Source organism: Microvirga lotononidis (assembly GCF_034627025.1).
GTDB classification, from domain to species: Bacteria; Pseudomonadota; Alphaproteobacteria; order Rhizobiales; family Beijerinckiaceae; genus Microvirga; species Microvirga lotononidis.
This window is the reverse complement of the sequence record NZ_CP141048.1, coordinates 2900011-2917109: the sequence shown is the minus strand read 5'-3', so window position 1 is coordinate 2917109 and position 17099 is coordinate 2900011. Positions and strand designations below refer to the sequence as shown.

Here is a 17099-nt window from a genome sequence, read left to right as displayed (position 1 = left end):
CTGCCGTCCGGACCAAGTTAACGTGACAGCAACTCGTGGAGGCACCGAACTGCCTGTATACCGATAGCGGCGTGGATCTCACCGGTCACATCATGGAGCTGGCCACGCCGCTGTTGCAGAAGCCGCAGGGGCCCCTGCTTCCTTCGGGGGAGAAAGATGCTGCTTCAGCTGCTCCTGTGTGAGCTTTAGGGCACGTGCCAATCTCTCGACCTGGCCGGCTCCGCTCGTGGCGAGATCTGCGCTGGTGATTCTTCTCCAGCTGACGCAGATCTCGTGCACGGCTCTTGCTCCTACATTCGCCGAGGCGCTCTGCAGGCCATGAGCCTCAAGGCGGAACCGATGCGAGTCCCCCGCAGCCGCGGCGCTTTGCAACTCGGCGATAAGACGCTCCGCATCCGAGAAGAATTCCTCCACGAGGTTGAGGACGAATTCTCTCCCTCCCAATTGCTCCAGTTCCGCGAGAAGGGATTCGTCGATGAAGGAGGAATGGGCGTCCGGCTGACTGGTGGCGGCAGGAACCGTGTCCACAGGCCCTGGGGCGGAGGCGAGAACCGCATGCTCGTCGATTGCCTTGAGCAGCACGGCAGGCTGAACCGGCTTGGTCAGACAGGCATCCATCCCTGCAGCACGGCTCTCGGCGACGATCTCGGGCGTCGCGTCGGCCGTGAGGGCGATGATCGGAATGCGGGTACCCGGAGGTTCCGTGAACCGGAACAGGTTGGCAGCTTCGATGCCTGTCATCACGGGCATGTTGATGTCCATGATGACGAGGTCGAACCTCTCCGCCTCCAGGAGATTGAGGGCTTCCTCCCCGTTCTCGACGCATCGGGCGGCATGTCCGCCGCGCTCCAGGATCTTCGAGATCACGAGACGGTTCGTGGCGTTGTCGTCCGCCACCAGGATCGAAAGAGGCTGGGCCGCGACCGGAAGCTCAACCCTGCTCGTCTCGGTCCATATCGATTGAGCCCAGGATGTCTGAGCGGCCGTCACGGACATGGCGGTCCTTGCCTCATCCACCGTGAAATCGAGCGGCAGCACGCTGCTCGACACATGGACCAAGCCCGGCTCAACAAGTCTCCGGGGAGCGTTCGTGCGGATTAGAACCGGAAGAATGGGAAGCGCGACCTTCTCTATCTCGGTGGCCAGCGACGCGGCGGGCAGATCGCTGAAGCAGAACGGGACGACGGGCTCGCCCCGAGCCTGCAGCATCCATTCCTTCGCCTCGGCAAGGTTCCGGGCGATGGGGCAGTCGTCCCCGCCGCCAAGCCGGACCGCGAACCCCTCTGCAAGGGTCGGATCGGCGCAAACCAGAAGCGGTCGAAATGGGCGAGGCTGCTGCTCACTGGGAGCATCGCGGCTCGATGCTTCTTCCATCGGCAGGATGAACCAGAAGGAACTGCCGTGCCCCTCTCGGCTGTCCACGCCGATCCGGCCGCCCATGGCCCCGATCAGCTGCTGGCAGATGGAGAGGCCAAGCCCAGTTCCGCCGAAGCGGTTGATGATGGTTTCGTCGGCTTGGGTAAAGCTGTCGAAGATCCGGCCCAGGGCCTGCGGGGCGATGCCGATGCCCGTGTCGGAGGCGATGAAGCGCACGAAGCGCCTGCCGTTCTCGATCAAGGGATGGGCCGCGAGGGTGACGTAGCCCCGTTCCGTGAACTTGACGGCGTTACCGAGCAGGTTGAGCAGGATCTCCTCGAGATGATGCTTCGGTCCGTGGAGCTGCAGGGGTGTCTGCGGGGCGATATGAATCGTCACCCGAAGCCCTTTCTGCTGGGCTTGCGTGATAACCATCGCGCGGGCGGTAGAAAGCACCTCCAGCAGATCGAGGTCGACCCGTTCGATCGGCATTTTTCCCGCTTCGATGCGCGACAGGCTCAGGAGGCTGTTGATCTGCCGCAGAAGGGACTCGCCGGCGGAACCGATCGTGTGAACGATACCGCGCTGCTCCGCGTCGAGATTCGTCCCGGCCATGAGACTGGACAGGCCGATGACGGCGTTCAGCGGCGTTCTCAGCTCATGGCTGACGCTGGCGAGAAACAGGGTCTTCGCCTTATTGGCGGCTTCCGCCTGGGCCTTGGCGTTGGAAAGCTTCCGGATCAGCGTACTGGCATAGAGCGGGAGCACGATCAGGCTCAGCAGCAGGGTCGCCGAGAGATAGATGTCGTCACGCCAACGCGGCGTCGTGTAGATGACCATGGTGAAGCAGGCCACCGAGACGGCCACCGCAATATAGAGAAAGCGGATGCCGAAGCGAAATCCATTGCCGAATGTGATCCAGAGGTAGAGCAGGAAAAGAACGGACGACGTCTCCCCGACGTAATGGAGCTGCACCGAAGCCGTCGCGAGGTCGCTGACGATGGCGATGATCCGCCGGATCGTCGAGTGATGCGGCCGGAGGACAATGTGAACGGCGATGCCTATCGAGACGATGGCAAAGATCGTTGCGGCGATCAGCGCCTCGCGTGGGACAGAGGGGTTGATCCAGAACGTGTAGGCTGCGATCAGGCTCAGGAAGATGAGTCTGTTGAGGCTCATCTCGTGCTCGCGATCAGGGCTGCTCTTCAGCCGCGACAGGATGTCGGCGATCACGAACCTCGGACCTTCTTGGGCGACGCGTCCTGGTTCCGCAGCAGATAGCGAGGATAATCCCTGAGCAGGGATTCGAAATTGCCCGGCGGCACGGGTCGGCTGAACAGATAGCCCTGGGCCTCGTTGCAGGCATGACTGAGCAGGCAGGCAAGTTGGGGATTGGTCTCGACGCCCTCAGCAATCACTTTCAGCTCAAGGCTCCGGGCCAATGAGATGATGGCTTTGACGATGGCCTCGTCGCGGCTTTCGGCGAGAAGATTCGAAATGAATGAGCGGTCGATCTTCAAGGTGTCGACCTCGAAGTTCTTGAGATAGCTGAGGGAGGAGAAGCCCACGCCGAAATCGTCGATGGCGACCTTGACTCCGAGCTCCTTGAGGCCGTGCAGAACCTGCTTCGTGCGCTCGACGTCCTTGAGAAGGCTTCCCTCGGTGAGCTCGAGTTCGAGAGAGCCGGGATCCAGGCCGGTCTTCTCGAGGGTGTTCTCGACAAGCTGGACGATGTCTTGTCGGAGAAACTGCAGGGGCGACAGGTTGACCGAGATCCTGAACGGATCATATCCGAGGCTCTGCCACTCGGCGGCCTGCGCACAGGCCTTTGCGAGAACCCAGGCGCCGATCTCGTTGATCAGTCCCGTTTCCTCGGCGATGTCGATGAACACGTTAGGCGACGTGAGGCCGAATTCGGGCCTTCTCCAGCGCAGGAGAGCCTCTGCTCCCGCAATGGCTCCCGTCGCGAGATCGATCTGAGGCTGGTAATAGAGCTCGAACTGCTCCTGAGCGATCGCCTTGCGGAGATCGGCCTCCAGGCTGAGGTTGTTCCACGAGATGGTGTCCATCTCGGGCGAGTAGAAACGCAGGGTGTTCCTTCCCTCAGCCTTTGCCTGGTACATGGCGAGGTCCGCAAATCGGAGCAGCTTGTCGGCATTCCCGCTGTCCCGCGGCGCCAGGGTGATGCCGATCGTGCAGCCAATCCTAAGCTCGGTCTCTTCGAGGAGGAACGGTGCGGCCAGAGAATCGATGATCCTGCGTGCCAGGTTCTCCGCGTCCTCCGGGGCTGCGATATTCGCCTGCACGACGACGAATTCGTCGCCGGACATTCGCGCGACGAGATCGGTGCTCGACACCACCCCGAGGAGGCGGCCCGTCACCAGCTGGAGCATGCGATCGCCTCCGGCATGGCCGAGCGCGTCGTTGACCGCCTTGAACCGGTCGAGATCGATCAAGAGGATCGCAAACCGCGCGCCCTCGCTCGACAGCTCCTGCTGAATCCACTCGTTGAGCATTCTTCGATTGGGAAGGTCGGTCAGCGTGTCATGCAGCGCGATGTGCCGCATCGTGCTTTCCGCCTGCTTACGTTCCGTGATGTCGATCGACGTGGTCAGGACGCTCGTCTCCGCACCGGCAAAGGCGGGCATCGAGGTCTTGGTGGTCAGGAAAGCCCGTTCCGCGCCGGAGATGTCGACGATACTCTCCTCGAAGCTCACGGCGCTCCGCTGGTTCTTCAGAATGGAGCTGTGAACCTGTTGATTGAACTCCGACTTGTTGCTGCGCAGAACGTCGCTGAGCAGCCTTCCCGTCAGCGCCTGCGGCGTGGAACTGACGAAATCGGCCAGATGGGCATTCACGAAGACGATGCGGCTGTTTCTGTCGGTGGCACTGATCAGGGCCGGGACCGTGTCGATCACCTGGGCCAGCGCTTCCCGGCTGCTGCGGACGAGCTCCTCCTGCGATCGCTCGCTGATGCGCAGCTGCTGCTCGAGAGCCTGGGCACGGCCTTTGATATGCTGCTGCTGGCGCTGCAGCTTGAGCAGATTGCGCGCGCGGGTGACGAACTCATAATGATCGACCGGCGAGCGGAGAAAATCGGTGGCGCCCGCCTCCAGGGCACGAAGCCGGAAGGCCCTATCATCATAGGCGGTGATGACGATGATCGGAACATCGACTCCGTTGGCGCAGCCTCTTGCATGCCTGGTGAATTCCGCTCCATCCATGCCGGGCATGCGGAAGTCGGTCACGATCAGGTCGGGAGCATTGCCCTGGAGCCATTCGAGGGCCTCGACCGGCGAGGCAAAGGCATGCACCACTGCCCCATTCTCGATCGTCTGGGCGAGTCGGGAATAGATATTGCGGTTCGTGCTTTTGTCGTCGAGGATCAGAATGACTGCCATGTGTTGCCCCCGGCATCCCCCGGATTGCTTGCGTGGTCGCTCTTCGGAATCTGCTGAGTCTGCTCAGTCAACCCCGGCTATCGACCTCGTCCTTCGATGCCATTCCGCGATTCACGCGGTATGTCCTAGCGCGTGACGTTTATCCTTCTCGATAATTTATCCATACCTGCTGCCTGATCGCAGACTTGCATTCCAGGACACCTGAAATCTGCTTAGGACCAGGATAGTATTCATACCGCAATAACGTAGAGAATGCATGCTGCTCTCGCTGAATTTTATGCCGGATTGGTTAATATAGTTCCTTTTAATTCAGTATGATGACTTATAATTTGAAATATAATATCGCCGTCCTGATAATTTTTTCTCATTCAGACTTGGCTACGTTAACCACGCTTTGAGACAAATCTTCCTACGCACTATGAACAGTGCGGTTAAGGGATCATTATCCTTAAGGAAGGTCGCCTTCTCAACGGCGTCGCTCGGCAGTGGGATGAAGCCCGCTGCGTTAAAATTCTCTATGACGGAGAACAGGATGTTATCCCCGCTGGCCAAATCCCAAGGCCGTTCCTATCCCGACGAGCGACCCATTGTAGATCGGGACATCCCGACGCCGTCCGCTCCCGCACCGAAGCCGGTGGCCGAGCCGCCCCGCTCCGGCCTGAACAGTCTTCAGCTGCCGCATATCGACGTGACGCTCGACTTCGACCAGAAGATCTACTGGGCCGCCATGCGCCCGAGCCGGCACCCGATGATCACGATGGAGCTTCTGCAGGACATGATGTGCGTGCAGGAATCCGTGCGCGCGATCATGGAGGAGGGAAACCTCGAACAGCGTCAGCCCCTCGAGTATTTCGTTGCCGGATCCCAGACGCCCGGCGTGTACAATTTCGGCGGCAATCTGGCGTATTTCGCAGATTGCATTCAGCGCAAGGATTCCGAAGGTCTGCGGGAATATGCCTATGCCTGCATCGATGTGGTGCACGGAAATTCGGTCGGGTTCCGTACGCCCCTGATCACGATCGCCCTGGTGCAGGGCGATGCGCTGGGCGGCGGATTCGAATGCGCCCTCTCCTTCGACGTGCTCGTCGCCGAGAAAAGCGCCAAGATGGGTCTGCCCGAGGTCCTGTTCAACCTGTTCCCCGGCATGGGAGCCTACAGCTTCCTCTCGCGGAAGATCGGAACGGCCGCGGCCGAGAAGATGATCATGAGCGGGAAGGTTTACACTGCCGAGGAACTGCATCAGCTCGGGGTCGTCGATGTGCTTGCAGAGGACGGCCAGGGAGAGCATGCGGTCAGGGACTACATCGCCCGCAACCGCCGCAAGCACAATGCCCACAAGGCGATCTACCGTTCAAGGAGGCGCATCGACCCGGTCACTTATGAAGAATTGCGGGACATCGTCGACATCTGGGTTGAGGCCGCCATGAATCTCGACGAGCAGGACCTTCGGAAGATGATGCGGCTCGTGACCGCGCAGGAGCGACGTACGGACAAGCGCGAATAGGCGGCGGCTTCGTATTGGGCCTGCGAACTGATTTGATCATGATGAAGGCAACGGCGCGACAAAGAGGAAACGCGTAGCTGACGGCTGCCGTCTCGCGGCCCGATGCAATACGCTTGAAGCGCTTGAGCGCATCGCTCGCCTGCGGGGCCCATTCCCGGCGACGGACCAAAGCATCGAAGATCTGCCGAAGTACAGGCAATCTTCGAGCCGTTCAGCTCCTGCTCGGCCATACCACGAGCGAGAGCACGTTCGGCATCTTGGGATAGACGTCGCGACGCCTTTCTGATCGCAGAACAGGCTGAGACCTGACCGCAGAAGCGATCCGTCGACGAGACGCCTTAGAGCTGTCTCCACTAGGGTGGAATTATCTCTCTTCTTTGCGGAGCCGCATTTTTTGACGGCGAACCGGATCCACTTCGCCGAAAAATGCTCTAGTCTTCACGCATGCCAGAAAGGTCCGAACGTGAGAGGCTTAAGCAGCCAGGAGTCAAGCGATGTGCCCGTTCCACCCTACCCATCAGGTTCTCACGTCTAGCGGAGCCGTTTGCACTAAGACTTCGGAGGAGGCGTCCTTGCGATCGATGCTATGTCGATCCCGGCTGTATGGCTTCGTGAAATGCGCTTCAAGCCGACGTCCGACAAGCGCGATCGTCCAGCACAGCACAAAGTAGACGACCAGAATAGCACCATAAACCAGATAGGCCGGGCTCCCTCCGCGGGAAATGGTCGTCTGCTCGATGAGGACCTGCGCCGACCTCAGGAGCTCGTTGACCCCGAGAACGGCACCCAGCGAGCTTGCCTGCACCAGCCCGGTCACGAGGCTGATATAGGGCGGTAGGATGACCGGCATGGCTTGAGGAACGATCACCAGGAGAAGTCCCTTCCAGCCGCCGAGCCCAAAAGCCTGGACCGTCTCCCATTGTCCCTTGGGCACGGACGCGAGGCCCGCCCGGATGATATGCGCGCCGTTCGCGCCGCCCCATACCGAGACGCTGAGGGCGCTCGACCAGAACGGATCGAGCGAGATCCCGATGTTGGGCAGGACGAAATAGACAAGCAGCACCGTCACCATCAGGGGTATGTCCCGCAGACATTCCACGATGAGGAAGACGGGGCGACTGAGCCAGCGGGACGGCAGAGAAAGGCCGGCCGCGAAGACGATGGCGAACCCGGTTCCTCCCGCAATCATCACCAGCGACAGGAGCAGCGTGTTGAGGAGTCCGTCGAGCAGGAACGACCTGAATTCGAAAAGAAGCATCGCCTATCTCCCGGCAAACGGGCGGTTGAGCCGCCGCTCCAGCACGTGCCCGAGGCCGGAGAGCGTGAAGACGCAGAGCAGATAGATCACGCAGATGGAGAAGAACATTTCGATGGCTCGAAAGTCATAGGCGATGCGGTCGACGGCCACGAACGTCAGCTCCACGAGCCCGATGGCCTGGAGATAGGCCGAGTTCTTGACCGTGGCCACGATGGTGTTCATCGAGGACGGCAGTGCCGCCCGAGCCGCCAGCGGAAGAACGACCAGAAGGGCATGATGCCAGCGCTTAAGGCCGAGCGACGCCGATGCGTCATGGACGCCATGGCCGATAGCCGCGAGCCCTGCCCGGAAATTCTCGATCTGAAAGGCGCTCGCCCATACGGTCAGCGCCGCGACGCCCGACCAGAAGACCGACAGGCGCAGGCCCAGACTCGGCAGGCCATAGAAGATGAAGAAGATCTGCACGAGATAGGGCGTCCCGCGAATGAACTCCACATAGCTGGTGACGAGATACTCGGCCGGCTTGAAGCCGCTCATGCGGAGCGCCGCCCCGATGGCGCCGATGATGCAGGACAACAAGATGCCGAGGCCGCTCACCATGAGCGTCATCTTGAGACCTTTCATCAGGTCCGGCAGCGCATCGATAATATAAGTGAAATCCATCGTACTCCGCCCTTGCTGGAGATGACCAGAAGAACACCCGAGGCACCGGGTGGGAAAGCCCCACCCGGACTATCGGGCCCGCTTAGTTGGCAGCCGGCGGATCGGTCTCAAAGGACTTGATCATTTCCTTGGCGACGATCGGGTCGGAGACGTAGTTGGGCACCACCTGCGAGTAGAACTTCTCCTCTTTCAGCTTTCTCAGGGTGGCGTTCACGAAGGCCTTGAGTTCCGGCTCGTTCTTGCGGATGCCAACGCCGTTGAACCCGAGATCGACCTCCTCCTTCAGGACGCGGAGATTGGGATAGTTGCTGATCAGCGTCGCGATCGTGACCGCATCACCCACATAGCCGTCGGCTCGTCCCTGCAGCAGTGCCTGGATATTGTCCGCATTGGTGTTGAGCTGCACGAATTGGATGCCGGGAATGCGATCGCGCAACCATTTGAGCTGATTGCCGCCCTTGACGATCAGGATCGACTTGCCCTCGAGCTCGGCCAGCTTCTGAACGGGGCTTTCCTTCGGCACGATGACGTTGCTGCCGCCCCAGTAATAGATGTCGGAGTAATCGATCACCTGCTCACGGGGCGGGGTCTTGCCGAGGGTCGCGATGATCAGGTCGATCTTGCCGCCGGTCAGGGATGGGATGCGCGCGTCGGTGGCAACGCAGCTCAGCTCGGCCTTGTCGGGGGATCCGAAGGCGTAGGTGCCGATTTTCTTCGCCATTTCAACCTCCACGCCCACCGGCTTGCCGTCAGGGCCGGAGGAGCCGAAGGGTGGAGAATCGCATTTGACGCCGATCCGGATGACGCCCGCGTCCTTGATCGCCTTCGGGAGGGATGGAAGATCCTGCGCCATGGCCATCGTCGCGTGCGATGCGCATGTGGCGATGAGGGCCAACGATGCGATGGCTTGGCGAAGCATGCTGATTTGTCGGTTCATGAAGTCGTCCCTTTGGATTTCTGGTTTTGCGACGCGAACGTTGGCCGTTCATCGATTGTTGCCGCAGGATGCGATGTCCTGCGGAAGGTTGGTCGAACTCTAATGCAGGATCTGGCTCAGGAAGGCGCGGGTGCGGCTTTCCCGAGGATGGCTGAAGAATTCGTCGGGAGGGGCGGTTTCGACGATCCGGCCCGCATCCATGAAGATCACCCGGTCGGCCACCTGCCGGGCGAAGCCCATTTCGTGGGTGACGCACACCATCGTCATGCCGTCGTTGGCGAGTTGGGCCATGGTGTCCAGGACCTCGCGTACAAGCTCCGGGTCGAGCGCCGAGGTCGGCTCGTCGAACAGCATGATCTTCGGGTTCATGCAAAGGGAGCGTGCAATGGCCGCCCTCTGCTGCTGCCCGCCGGACAGCTGGCTCGGATAGAAGTGCGCCTTGTCCGGAATGCGCACGCGTTCGAGGTAGCGAAGCGCCAAGGCTTCGGCGTCCTTCCGCGACACGCCCTTCACCCATCGGGGCGCGAGTGTGCAGTTTTCCAGAACGGTGAGGTGTGGATAGAGGTTGAAGTTCTGAAACACCATGCCGACATCCTGCCGGACGCGATCGATGCTGCGCTTGTTCTCCGTCAGTTCGATCCCATTGACGGTGATGCGTCCCTTCTGATGCCTCTCGAGATGATTGATGCAGCGGATCATCGTGGATTTTCCCGATCCGGATGGGCCGCAGACCACGACCTTTTCGCCTTTTCCGACCGTCAGATTGATCCCATGCAGGACCTGTACGGCGCCGAACCACTTGTCGACATTGTTGAACTCGACGCAGATGTCGTGCCTCCCGCCGGGCGGCTGATGTTCGATTTGTCCCATGTCGGCCTCCTGTGCGTGTCGCGCCCCGTGCGGTATTTTGAGAGGCGGCTTTCCGTGCGAGGCGGAGAGCCGGATCCTCGCGTTAGGCGAACCGTCCGGGTCGGAACGTCGCGAGCAGAGGACTGACCTCCCCGGTGACGATTTCCCGGGCCAGCAATTCGCCGGTGATCAGGCCCATCGTGGCGCCGCTGTGGGTAAAGGCCACGAAGTATCCGGGAACGGCATCGAGGGCGCCGAGAACCGGCTCACCGTCCTGCGGCACAGGCTTCGGCCCGACTCCATAGGACTCGACCTCGATCCTCGGATTGCCCTCGAGAACCGCAGAGGCTTCCTCGGCGAGCTTCTGGACCGTTGATGGCTGCACCTCGAAGGTTCCGTCGGAGCGGCGGACGACCTCATCCTCCGACCACGCCGCGTCGAACACGATGGCGCCGTCAGGCGTGGGGCGCACGGCGACGCGCGGCGTATTGAGAACAGCCCGCAGCCCCGTCTTGAGGGGCTTGGACCGGACCAAAAGCGAGATCGGCGTTGCATCAGGGATCGTGACGCCGACCTCCGACACCATCCGGGGCACGGCGGCGCCGGTGGCGACCAGGATCGCATCGGCTTCGAATCTCTTGCCGCTTGCGGTCGACACGGCCGTGGCGCGCCCTCCCCTGATCTCGACGGAAGCACGGCCGGCCTGTGTCGTGATCTCGCCGCCCCGTGTGGCGAATTCGTCGAGCAGCACGCGGATGAGAGATGGCAGGTCGACCCAGCCTTCGCCCGGGTTGAAGATCGCCCCTTGGCGGGTGATCGCGCGCGCGTCGACCCCTGGTGTCACGGCTGCGACCTGTTCAGGGGACAGAAGCTGCGCGTCGTAGCCGATGCTCTGTTCGTGAGCGACGGCTTCGGCGATCCTGTTGGAATCGTCGTCGGCATCCCAGGTGAGGCCGCCGTCGAAGCGAAGCCAAGGCGCTGCCGGATACCGCACGGCAAGGGTGCGGTAGCGATCGATGCCGATCATGCGCAGCTTATGGTACTCGGCGGAGCGGAAACGGGCCGAGTTGAGCCAGGCCAGGGACCGGCCCGATGCTTCGCTGAAGAGATCGGCTTCGGTGACCAGGGTCACGCGAGCACCCAGGCGCGCAAGCTGCATGGCCGAGGACGCTCCGAGAATCCCGCCGCCGATCACAACGACCCGCTGGGTTGAGGATGGAGAGCTCACTGGATATTCCCTTCTGTGTCATTTTTCGTTGAAGGATTGAAGCTGTCAGCCTGAGAGTTCCGGCAGGCCGATCCGCTGCAACGGGGCGATCAGGGGCGCTCCCATTGCCCCGATCCGGCCGAGCGGAAGAGAGCATCGATCACGCGCATGTTGGACACGGCGTCGCCAACGCCCCATTCGAGGGGCTGCTCGCCGAGAATTGCCTGTGAGAAGGCGTCGCCTTGCAGAGTGTACTGGTCGGCTGGCGGGATCGTGACGTGCTCGCGACCGCTGCCGGACAGGTCCCGTCCGTCGTCAATCACGATGGTCGCTTCCATGCTCGCAGGTGCATTGAAAGGAATCTGGATCTCGATTCGTCCTTGCGTGCCGAGGATCTGCACGCGCTGACAGGGCACGAGCTGCGTTGCGCAGGTGAAAGCCAGCTGCCGGCCCTCGGGAAACACCGCAAGACCGCTGCTCAACCGATCCGTTCCCAGCCGAGGATCCACGTCCAGGATGCCGATCACGCGCTCGGGCTCGGCTTCGAACATGAAACGCGCCGTAGCGATGGCATAGCACCCGATATCGTAGAGCCCACCGCCACCGATATCGGCCTGGTTGCGGATGTTGCCTGGGTCGGTCAGGAAATAGGAAAAGATCGTCTGGATGGCGCGCACCTCTCCCAACCTTCCTTCGCGAACGATCTCGCGCGCACGCCGCCATTGCGGATGGAAGCGCACCATGAAGGCCTCGCCCACGAGCAATCCGCTTTTCTTCTGGGCTTCCTCGATCCGCCGCGCCTCCTCGGCGTCGAGCGCGATCGGCTTCTCGCAGAGCACATGCTTGCCAGCCTCCAGAGCCTTGATCGTCAAGGCCGCATGCAGATGGTTGGGCAGCGGATTGTAGATCGCGTCGATCTCGGGATCGGCGAGCATGGCCTCATAGGATCCGTAGGCCCGCGGAATTCCGAGCTCCGCCGCAGCCGCATGAGCCCGGCTCTCGTCTCGGGACGCAATCGCCACGACCTCCGTGAAGGCTCCCGCCTGCATGGCCGGAACGACATTGTTCCGGGCGATCTGGGCGGTGCTCAGCACGCCCCATCTGACTTTATTGGACACTGATCATGCACCTTCGCGGCAGGAGAAAGAACCAGGCGCGACGGGTGCCGCCGCGATACCTGGGTGGATGCGCAGCTTCACTGCACGTACGTCTCGAAGGCGATCCACACTCATCTGAGTTTCCATTTCCGGTGGACTAAGCGATCTGCTATTGTGAGACCGGTCTCAAGGCTATGTGAGACCGGTCTCATCTGTCAACAGGGCCTTCAGCTTGACGTTTCAGCAAAATGTCCCTTAGGTCGACGCGCATGAACAATAGAACAGCCCCGAAACGATTGGTCACTCTCCAGGACGTGGCTCGCGCGGCCGGCGTCTCGAAGGCCACAGCCGCAAGGGTGCTGGGCAGCTACGGAACCGCCAGCCCCGAGATGAGGGAGAAAGTTCTTACGGCTGCGCGGTCGCTGGGCTACCAGCCGAACGAACTCGCCCGCAGCATGACGACCGGCCGCTCGCGAACGATCGGCGTCATCGTCGGCGACATCGAGAACCCTTATTTCGGGCAGGCGGTCCGTGGCATCAGCGATGTCGCGCGCGCGGCCGGCTTCGATGTCATTCTGGCAAACTCCGGAGAGGAGGTCGAAAAGGAGCAGGCCGCGATCCAGGTTCTTCTCGGCAAGAGAGTCGACGGTCTGATCGTCACTCCTGCCTCCATGTCTCATATCCAGCATCTGGAAGGCGTGCAGAGATCGGGCCGCCCCTTGGTCCTGCTGGACCGTGCCGTCCCCAAGCTGAAGGTCGACAGCGTCGTTACCGATGACCGGGCGGCGGCCGCTGCGGCGACGCGCATGCTGATCGAGGCCGGACACAGGCACATCTCCTACATCACGGCGACCGCATCCGACGACCCGATCTACAAAGGACCGCACCAGATCAGCCTGACAACCGTAATGGATCGTATCGACGGTTTCCTGGCAGCGTCCGCCGAGGCGGGAATCGAGCGGCCCGAGCAATATATCCGCCTGGGAGCGACGCGTCAGGGAGGTTCGGGGCGGATCATCGCGGATCTCCTTTCGACGCCGCATCGCCCCACCGCCATACTCGCGTCGGACAATGTGGTCGGTCTCGAGGCGTTCAAAGTCATTCGGGCCATGGGCATGTCGATTCCGGACGACATTTCCCTCGTTGCCTTCCACGATGCGGATTGGACGAGCGTGACGAGCCCGCCGATCACCGTCATCGCGCAACCGGTCTACGATCTTGGCATGGAAAGCGCGCAGATCTTGATCAAGCGCATCAACAGCGCCGCCGGAACGCCCAAACGGATAATGCTGGCCACCAAGCTGATCGAAAGGCAGTCCGTCGGCGCACCGCCTCCCATCGCGAGAAAGGCGAAACTCCAGCCGATGGCGAAGGCGGCGACGGGTTAGGCTTGCTTCGCGAGCACGAAGCGACGACGAACCGCCAAGCGCGCGTCATTGATCGAGGAACCGGGATCCGAGGCTCCGATGCTGAATGCCATCCACCACGTTGCGATCATCTGCTCGGACTACGGCCGCTCGAAGGAATTCTACTCCGAGATCCTGGGTCTGCCGATCATCCGCGAGGTCTGGCGCGCGGAGCGGCGGTCCTGGAAATGCGATCTTCTGATCGGCTCGGCCCAGATCGAGCTTTTCTCGTTTCCCACCCCGCCGCCCCGCCCCTCGCACCCGGAGGCGCGCGGCCTGCGGCACCTCGCCTTCCGCGTGGAGACCCTGGAGCCGATCATCGAGCGTCTGGAAGCCTTCGGAATTGCAGTCGAACCGATCCGCATCGACGAACACACGCAGCAACGCTTCACCTTCTTCACCGATCCCGACGGGCTTCCCCTGGAACTCTATGAAGATAAAAAGGACGGTTCAGGGATAGACTGACCGATCTTCGATTGGAGACGAAAGGTCGGCAACCGACCCAACATTCACCGCCCCGCAAATCGGCAAACGTCGGCTCTTCAGCGCCTTCTGGCGCGACCAGCGCCAGCGGGCCATGCGTGTACCGTCACGGCTCCGGCGCTGAGGCGCAGGCTTGCGCGTCGAGGTGGCCCTTCCGCGGACGAAGGCCCGGAGAGGGCGCAGCCCCTCACCCGCGTTTCAAGGTGCTATCTCTCCCTTCGCAAGGTTGGCGCCCGCCCCTTCCCGGCCCTCGACCCTTCGGCTCATGGCTTCAAAGAGGCAGGCTCAGCGAGCAGCGCAGGCCGTCGGGCTGGAAGCGCAGGTCGAGGCCGCCGCCGAGCTCGTCGCGGATGCTGCGCTCGATGAGGCGCGAGCCGAAGCCGAGGCGCTTCGGGGGCTCCACCATGGGACCGCCCTGCTCGACCCAATCGAGCGACAACCGCCGCCGGCCGTCCTCGTCCATCTCGGCCCGCCAGGAGATGTCGAGCCGCCCATGCGGGATGGAGAGCGCGCCGTATTTCGCCGCGTTGGTGGCAAGCTCGTGCAGGGCGAGGCCGAAGCCGAGGGCCTGCTGCGGCTTCAGGCGGATCGGCTCGCCCGCCATGGTCACCCGGCCCTTGTCGAGCCCGCCATAGGGGATCATCTCCGCATGAAGGATGTCCTCGAGCGAGGCGCTCTCCCACAATTCGCGCGTCAGGATATTGTGCGTGGCCGACAGCGCCATGAGGCGCGCCAGGAACGTTTCCTGGAAGCCGTCGAGATCGCGGCTGCCCCGCCGCGTGTGATGCGCCAGCGACTGGACGACGGAGAGCGTGTTCGTCACGCGATGGTTCAGCTCCTGCACCAGGAGCATCTGCTGTTCCTGGGCGCGCTTCCGCTCCGTAATGTCCAGGCAGGCGCCCACCATGAGAGCCGGTCCGCCCTTGGTGTCCCGCAGCAGGCGGCTGCGGGTATACATCCAGCGCAGGGAACCGTCGGCCAGGATGGCCCGGAACTCGTAATCGACCGTGCTCCCGCTCTCGATCGCGCCGTCGATGCTGCGGCCGATATGCTCCTGATCGTCCGGGTGCACGTAGCGGCGGAAATCCCCCCGCTGGCGCGGCGCCTGCGCCGGTTCGAGGCCGAAGAGGCGTGCGAGGGCCGGGTCCCAGTCGACCGCATTGGCGCGGAAATCCCAGCGCCACGTCCCGGCGCCGGACGCTTCGAGGGTCGCGAGCAGCCTCTCCTGGGCGACTTCGAGCCGGGCCGCCGCGCTTCGCAGGGACGACGCCGCCACGACCGAGAAGGCGCCGCCGAACAGATAGATGATGAGCCCCGTCAGGGTCTGGGCGGAGAACGGTGCCGGTCCGGGGCTTACGGAGAGGAACCAGAAAGTGGCCGCCACGCCCAGGAGCAGCGCTCCCATTCCGGTCCAGCCTCCGGCCACGATGGCCGTGAACAGCACCGCCGGATAGAGTGTGATGTAGGGCAGCTCGTCGCCGAGCAGGGGATCGAGCGCATAGCGGGCGATCATCGCCACGCCGACAGCCCCCACGGCGTGCAGGGATGCGGCAGTCCAGGAAAGCGGGCTAAGCGTCGTGAAACGTATCAGCAAGCGGGGCCTATTCTTTCGTCCCGCTATAACACTACGGCAAAATGAATTCCACCTCTCGAAGGAAGCCCCCGGCCACGGCCGCAGGGCTCCCGTCGTTTAAGGGAGGGACGATCCCTCGATTTGGTTCTAGATCCGCCCCATCAGCAGCAGGATGATGAGGATGAGCAGGACGACGCCGAGAAGGCCGCTCGGCCCGTAACCCCAGCCGCGGCTGTAGGGCCAGGCGGGCACCGCGCCGATGAGCAGAAGGATGATGAGAATGAGCAGAATGGTGCTGAGTGCCATGGAAATACTCCGTCCACAATCTTCGCCGCGAGACGGCGGCGTTCGCTCAAGAAAACTTGACCGTAAGAGAAAAAGTTCCCGCGCTCTTGCCTGTGGATGAGTCCCAAAGGGTCGGGTCGGCAAGCGGAACGATCAGAGCGGCTTGACGTTACTTCCTCGGCGATGGGATGCCGCCTTCAGCGCGCCCTGCGGGAGATCGCCGCCCTCGATGGACCAGGACGACTCGATGCAGAAAAAGAATCCAAATCTGATGCCCTACGACGATCCAGAGCCCGTTCCTGGTCTCAACACGTCCACATCCCCTGCCCTCAGCCGCTCCGTCCAGGCCCAGATCGGCCAGCGTCTGCGCCAGTTCTACGATGCCCTGGCGCTGGGCGAGCAGCCGGTGCCGGACCGTTTCATCGAGATCATCAACCGGCTCGATGGCGTGAAGGGAGAGAAGCAGCAATCATGAGTATCGACATCGATTTGCGCGACTCCATGCTCAAGGCGACGCCGAACCTTCGCGCCTTCGCCATCTCGCTCACGAACAACGTGGACCGCGCCGACGACCTCGTGCAGGAAACCCTGATGCGGGCGATCGCCAATATCGACCGCTTCCAGCCGGGCACGAACATGCAGGCCTGGCTCTTCACCATCCTGCGCAACCTGTTCCATTCCGAGTACCGCAAGCGCCGTCGCGAGGTCGAGGATGCGGACGGCAAATACGCCGCCGCGCTCTCGGTCCAGCCGGACCAGATGCCCCATCTCGATTTCGAGGATCTGCAGAAGGCGCTCGCCCGCCTGCCCCACGACCAGCGCGAGGCGCTGCTGCTGGTGGGAGCCTCGGGCTTCTCCTACGAGCAGGCGGCGGAGATCTGCGGCTGCGCGGTCGGCACCATCAAGAGCCGCGTCAACCGCGCCCGCAACCGTCTCGCCGAACTCATGCACTTCACCGACATGGAGGAGGATCTCGGTCCCGACCGCGTCACCCTCTCGGTGATGCACGCGGTCGCGTGACGGGTCTCAAGGCAAGCCAGGAGCTTACTGCCGACAGGCGCACCCCCGGGAGCGCCTGTG

General features: G+C 62.4%; 15 protein-coding genes. 5 read left to right on the top strand and 10 right to left on the bottom strand.

The features are described from left to right. Nucleotides 1-90 precede the first annotated feature (90 nt). Both U0023_RS13820 and U0023_RS13815 read right to left on the bottom strand, forming a co-directional pair. On the bottom strand, nt 91-2589 hold the full coding sequence (locus tag U0023_RS13820) for a response regulator (RefSeq protein ID WP_009494632.1): 2499 nt from the start codon (nt 2587-2589) through the stop codon (nt 91-93). After that, complete coding sequence (locus tag U0023_RS13815; protein ID WP_009494631.1) at nt 2586-4757, bottom strand: putative bifunctional diguanylate cyclase/phosphodiesterase; 2172 nt, start codon at nt 4755-4757, stop codon at nt 2586-2588. Before U0023_RS13815 ends, U0023_RS13820 begins: the two co-directional genes overlap by 4 nt. 532 nt (nt 4758-5289) lie before the next feature. Here U0023_RS13815 and U0023_RS13810 point away from each other — a divergent pair. Further along, nucleotides 5290-6261, top strand: a complete 972-nt coding sequence (locus tag U0023_RS13810) for a crotonase/enoyl-CoA hydratase family protein (protein ID WP_009494630.1) — start codon at nt 5290-5292, stop codon at nt 6259-6261. Nucleotides 6262-6778: 517 nt separating this feature from the next. Here the strand turns inward: U0023_RS13810 and U0023_RS13805 are convergent. The 6 genes from U0023_RS13805 to U0023_RS13780 all read right to left on the bottom strand — a co-directional run bounded on the left by U0023_RS13805 (nt 6779) and on the right by U0023_RS13780 (nt 12293). After that, nucleotides 6779-7519 carry an amino acid ABC transporter permease gene (locus tag U0023_RS13805; protein ID WP_009494629.1) on the bottom strand — a complete coding sequence of 247 codons (741 nt, stop codon included), beginning with the start codon at nt 7517-7519 and terminating at the stop codon, nt 6779-6781. 3 nt (nt 7520-7522) lie between these two features. Next, nucleotides 7523-8182, bottom strand: coding sequence for an amino acid ABC transporter permease (locus tag U0023_RS13800; RefSeq protein WP_009494628.1), 660 nt, complete (start codon nt 8180-8182; stop codon nt 7523-7525). Nucleotides 8183-8264: 82 nt separating this feature from the next. Then, nucleotides 8265-9119, bottom strand: coding sequence for a transporter substrate-binding domain-containing protein (locus tag U0023_RS13795; protein WP_009494627.1), 855 nt, complete (start codon nt 9117-9119; stop codon nt 8265-8267). 99 nt (nt 9120-9218) lie between these two features. Further along, complete coding sequence (locus tag U0023_RS13790; RefSeq protein WP_009494626.1) at nt 9219-9989, bottom strand: amino acid ABC transporter ATP-binding protein; 771 nt, start codon at nt 9987-9989, stop codon at nt 9219-9221. Between the two features lie 82 nt (nt 9990-10071). Further along, nucleotides 10072-11196 (bottom strand): NAD(P)/FAD-dependent oxidoreductase, encoded by a 1125-nt coding sequence (locus U0023_RS13785; protein ID WP_009494625.1) that lies wholly within the window; start codon nt 11194-11196, stop codon nt 10072-10074. Between the two features lie 89 nt (nt 11197-11285). Beyond that, nucleotides 11286-12293, bottom strand: a complete 1008-nt coding sequence (locus tag U0023_RS13780) for a Gfo/Idh/MocA family protein (protein WP_009494624.1) — start codon at nt 12291-12293, stop codon at nt 11286-11288. Between the two features lie 248 nt (nt 12294-12541). Between U0023_RS13780 and U0023_RS13775 the strand changes: the two genes are divergently transcribed. Together U0023_RS13775 and gloA2 are read left to right on the top strand one after the other, a co-directional pair. Further along, nucleotides 12542-13660: a LacI family DNA-binding transcriptional regulator gene (locus tag U0023_RS13775; RefSeq protein ID WP_009494623.1), complete on the top strand. Its 1119-nt coding sequence runs from the start codon at nt 12542-12544 to the stop codon at nt 13658-13660. Between the two features lie 78 nt (nt 13661-13738). Next, nucleotides 13739-14143, top strand: coding sequence for an SMU1112c/YaeR family gloxylase I-like metalloprotein (gloA2, locus tag U0023_RS13770; RefSeq protein WP_009494622.1), 405 nt, complete (start codon nt 13739-13741; stop codon nt 14141-14143). Nucleotides 14144-14432: 289 nt separating this feature from the next. Here gloA2 and U0023_RS13765 read toward each other — a convergent pair whose 3' ends face one another. Further along, complete coding sequence (locus tag U0023_RS13765; RefSeq protein WP_009494621.1) at nt 14433-15755, bottom strand: sensor histidine kinase; 1323 nt, start codon at nt 15753-15755, stop codon at nt 14433-14435. A 126-nt stretch (nt 15756-15881) separates the two neighbouring features. Continuing rightward, nucleotides 15882-16040, bottom strand: coding sequence for a DUF3309 family protein (locus tag U0023_RS13760; protein WP_009494620.1), 159 nt, complete (start codon nt 16038-16040; stop codon nt 15882-15884). Between the two features lie 226 nt (nt 16041-16266). On the opposite strand from U0023_RS13760, the gene U0023_RS13755 reads away from it, so the two are divergent. Together U0023_RS13755 and U0023_RS13750 are read left to right on the top strand one after the other, a co-directional pair. Next, on the top strand, nt 16267-16494 hold the full coding sequence (locus tag U0023_RS13755; protein WP_009494619.1) for a NepR family anti-sigma factor: 228 nt from the start codon (nt 16267-16269) through the stop codon (nt 16492-16494). Further along, nucleotides 16491-17039, top strand: a complete 549-nt coding sequence (locus U0023_RS13750; RefSeq protein WP_009494618.1) for a sigma-70 family RNA polymerase sigma factor — start codon at nt 16491-16493, stop codon at nt 17037-17039. The genes U0023_RS13755 and U0023_RS13750 overlap by 4 nt, the downstream gene beginning before the upstream one ends. Nucleotides 17040-17099 lie beyond the last annotated feature (60 nt).

Excerpts from the sequence above, each read along its gene's own strand:
- U0023_RS13800 (WP_009494628.1), bottom strand. The coding sequence starts at position 8,182 with ATGGATTTCACTTATATTATCGATGCGCTGCCGGACCTGATGAAAGGT.
- U0023_RS13790 (WP_009494626.1), bottom strand. The coding sequence starts at position 9,989 with ATGGGACAAATCGAACATCAGCCGCCCGGCGGGAGGCACGACATCTGC.
- U0023_RS13755 (WP_009494619.1), top strand. The coding sequence starts at position 16,267 with ATGCAGAAAAAGAATCCAAATCTGATGCCCTACGACGATCCAGAGCCC.
- U0023_RS13775 (WP_009494623.1), top strand. The coding sequence starts at position 12,542 with ATGAACAATAGAACAGCCCCGAAACGATTGGTCACTCTCCAGGACGTG.
- gloA2 (WP_009494622.1), top strand. The coding sequence starts at position 13,739 with ATGCTGAATGCCATCCACCACGTTGCGATCATCTGCTCGGACTACGGC.
- U0023_RS13810 (WP_009494630.1), top strand. The coding sequence starts at position 5,290 with ATGTTATCCCCGCTGGCCAAATCCCAAGGCCGTTCCTATCCCGACGAG.
- U0023_RS13795 (WP_009494627.1), bottom strand. The coding sequence starts at position 9,119 with ATGAACCGACAAATCAGCATGCTTCGCCAAGCCATCGCATCGTTGGCC.
- U0023_RS13805 (WP_009494629.1), bottom strand. The coding sequence starts at position 7,519 with ATGCTTCTTTTCGAATTCAGGTCGTTCCTGCTCGACGGACTCCTCAAC.
- U0023_RS13760 (WP_009494620.1), bottom strand. The coding sequence starts at position 16,040 with ATGGCACTCAGCACCATTCTGCTCATTCTCATCATCCTTCTGCTCATC.
- U0023_RS13815 (WP_009494631.1), bottom strand. The coding sequence starts at position 4,757 with ATGGCAGTCATTCTGATCCTCGACGACAAAAGCACGAACCGCAATATC.
- U0023_RS13750 (WP_009494618.1), top strand. The coding sequence starts at position 16,491 with ATGAGTATCGACATCGATTTGCGCGACTCCATGCTCAAGGCGACGCCG.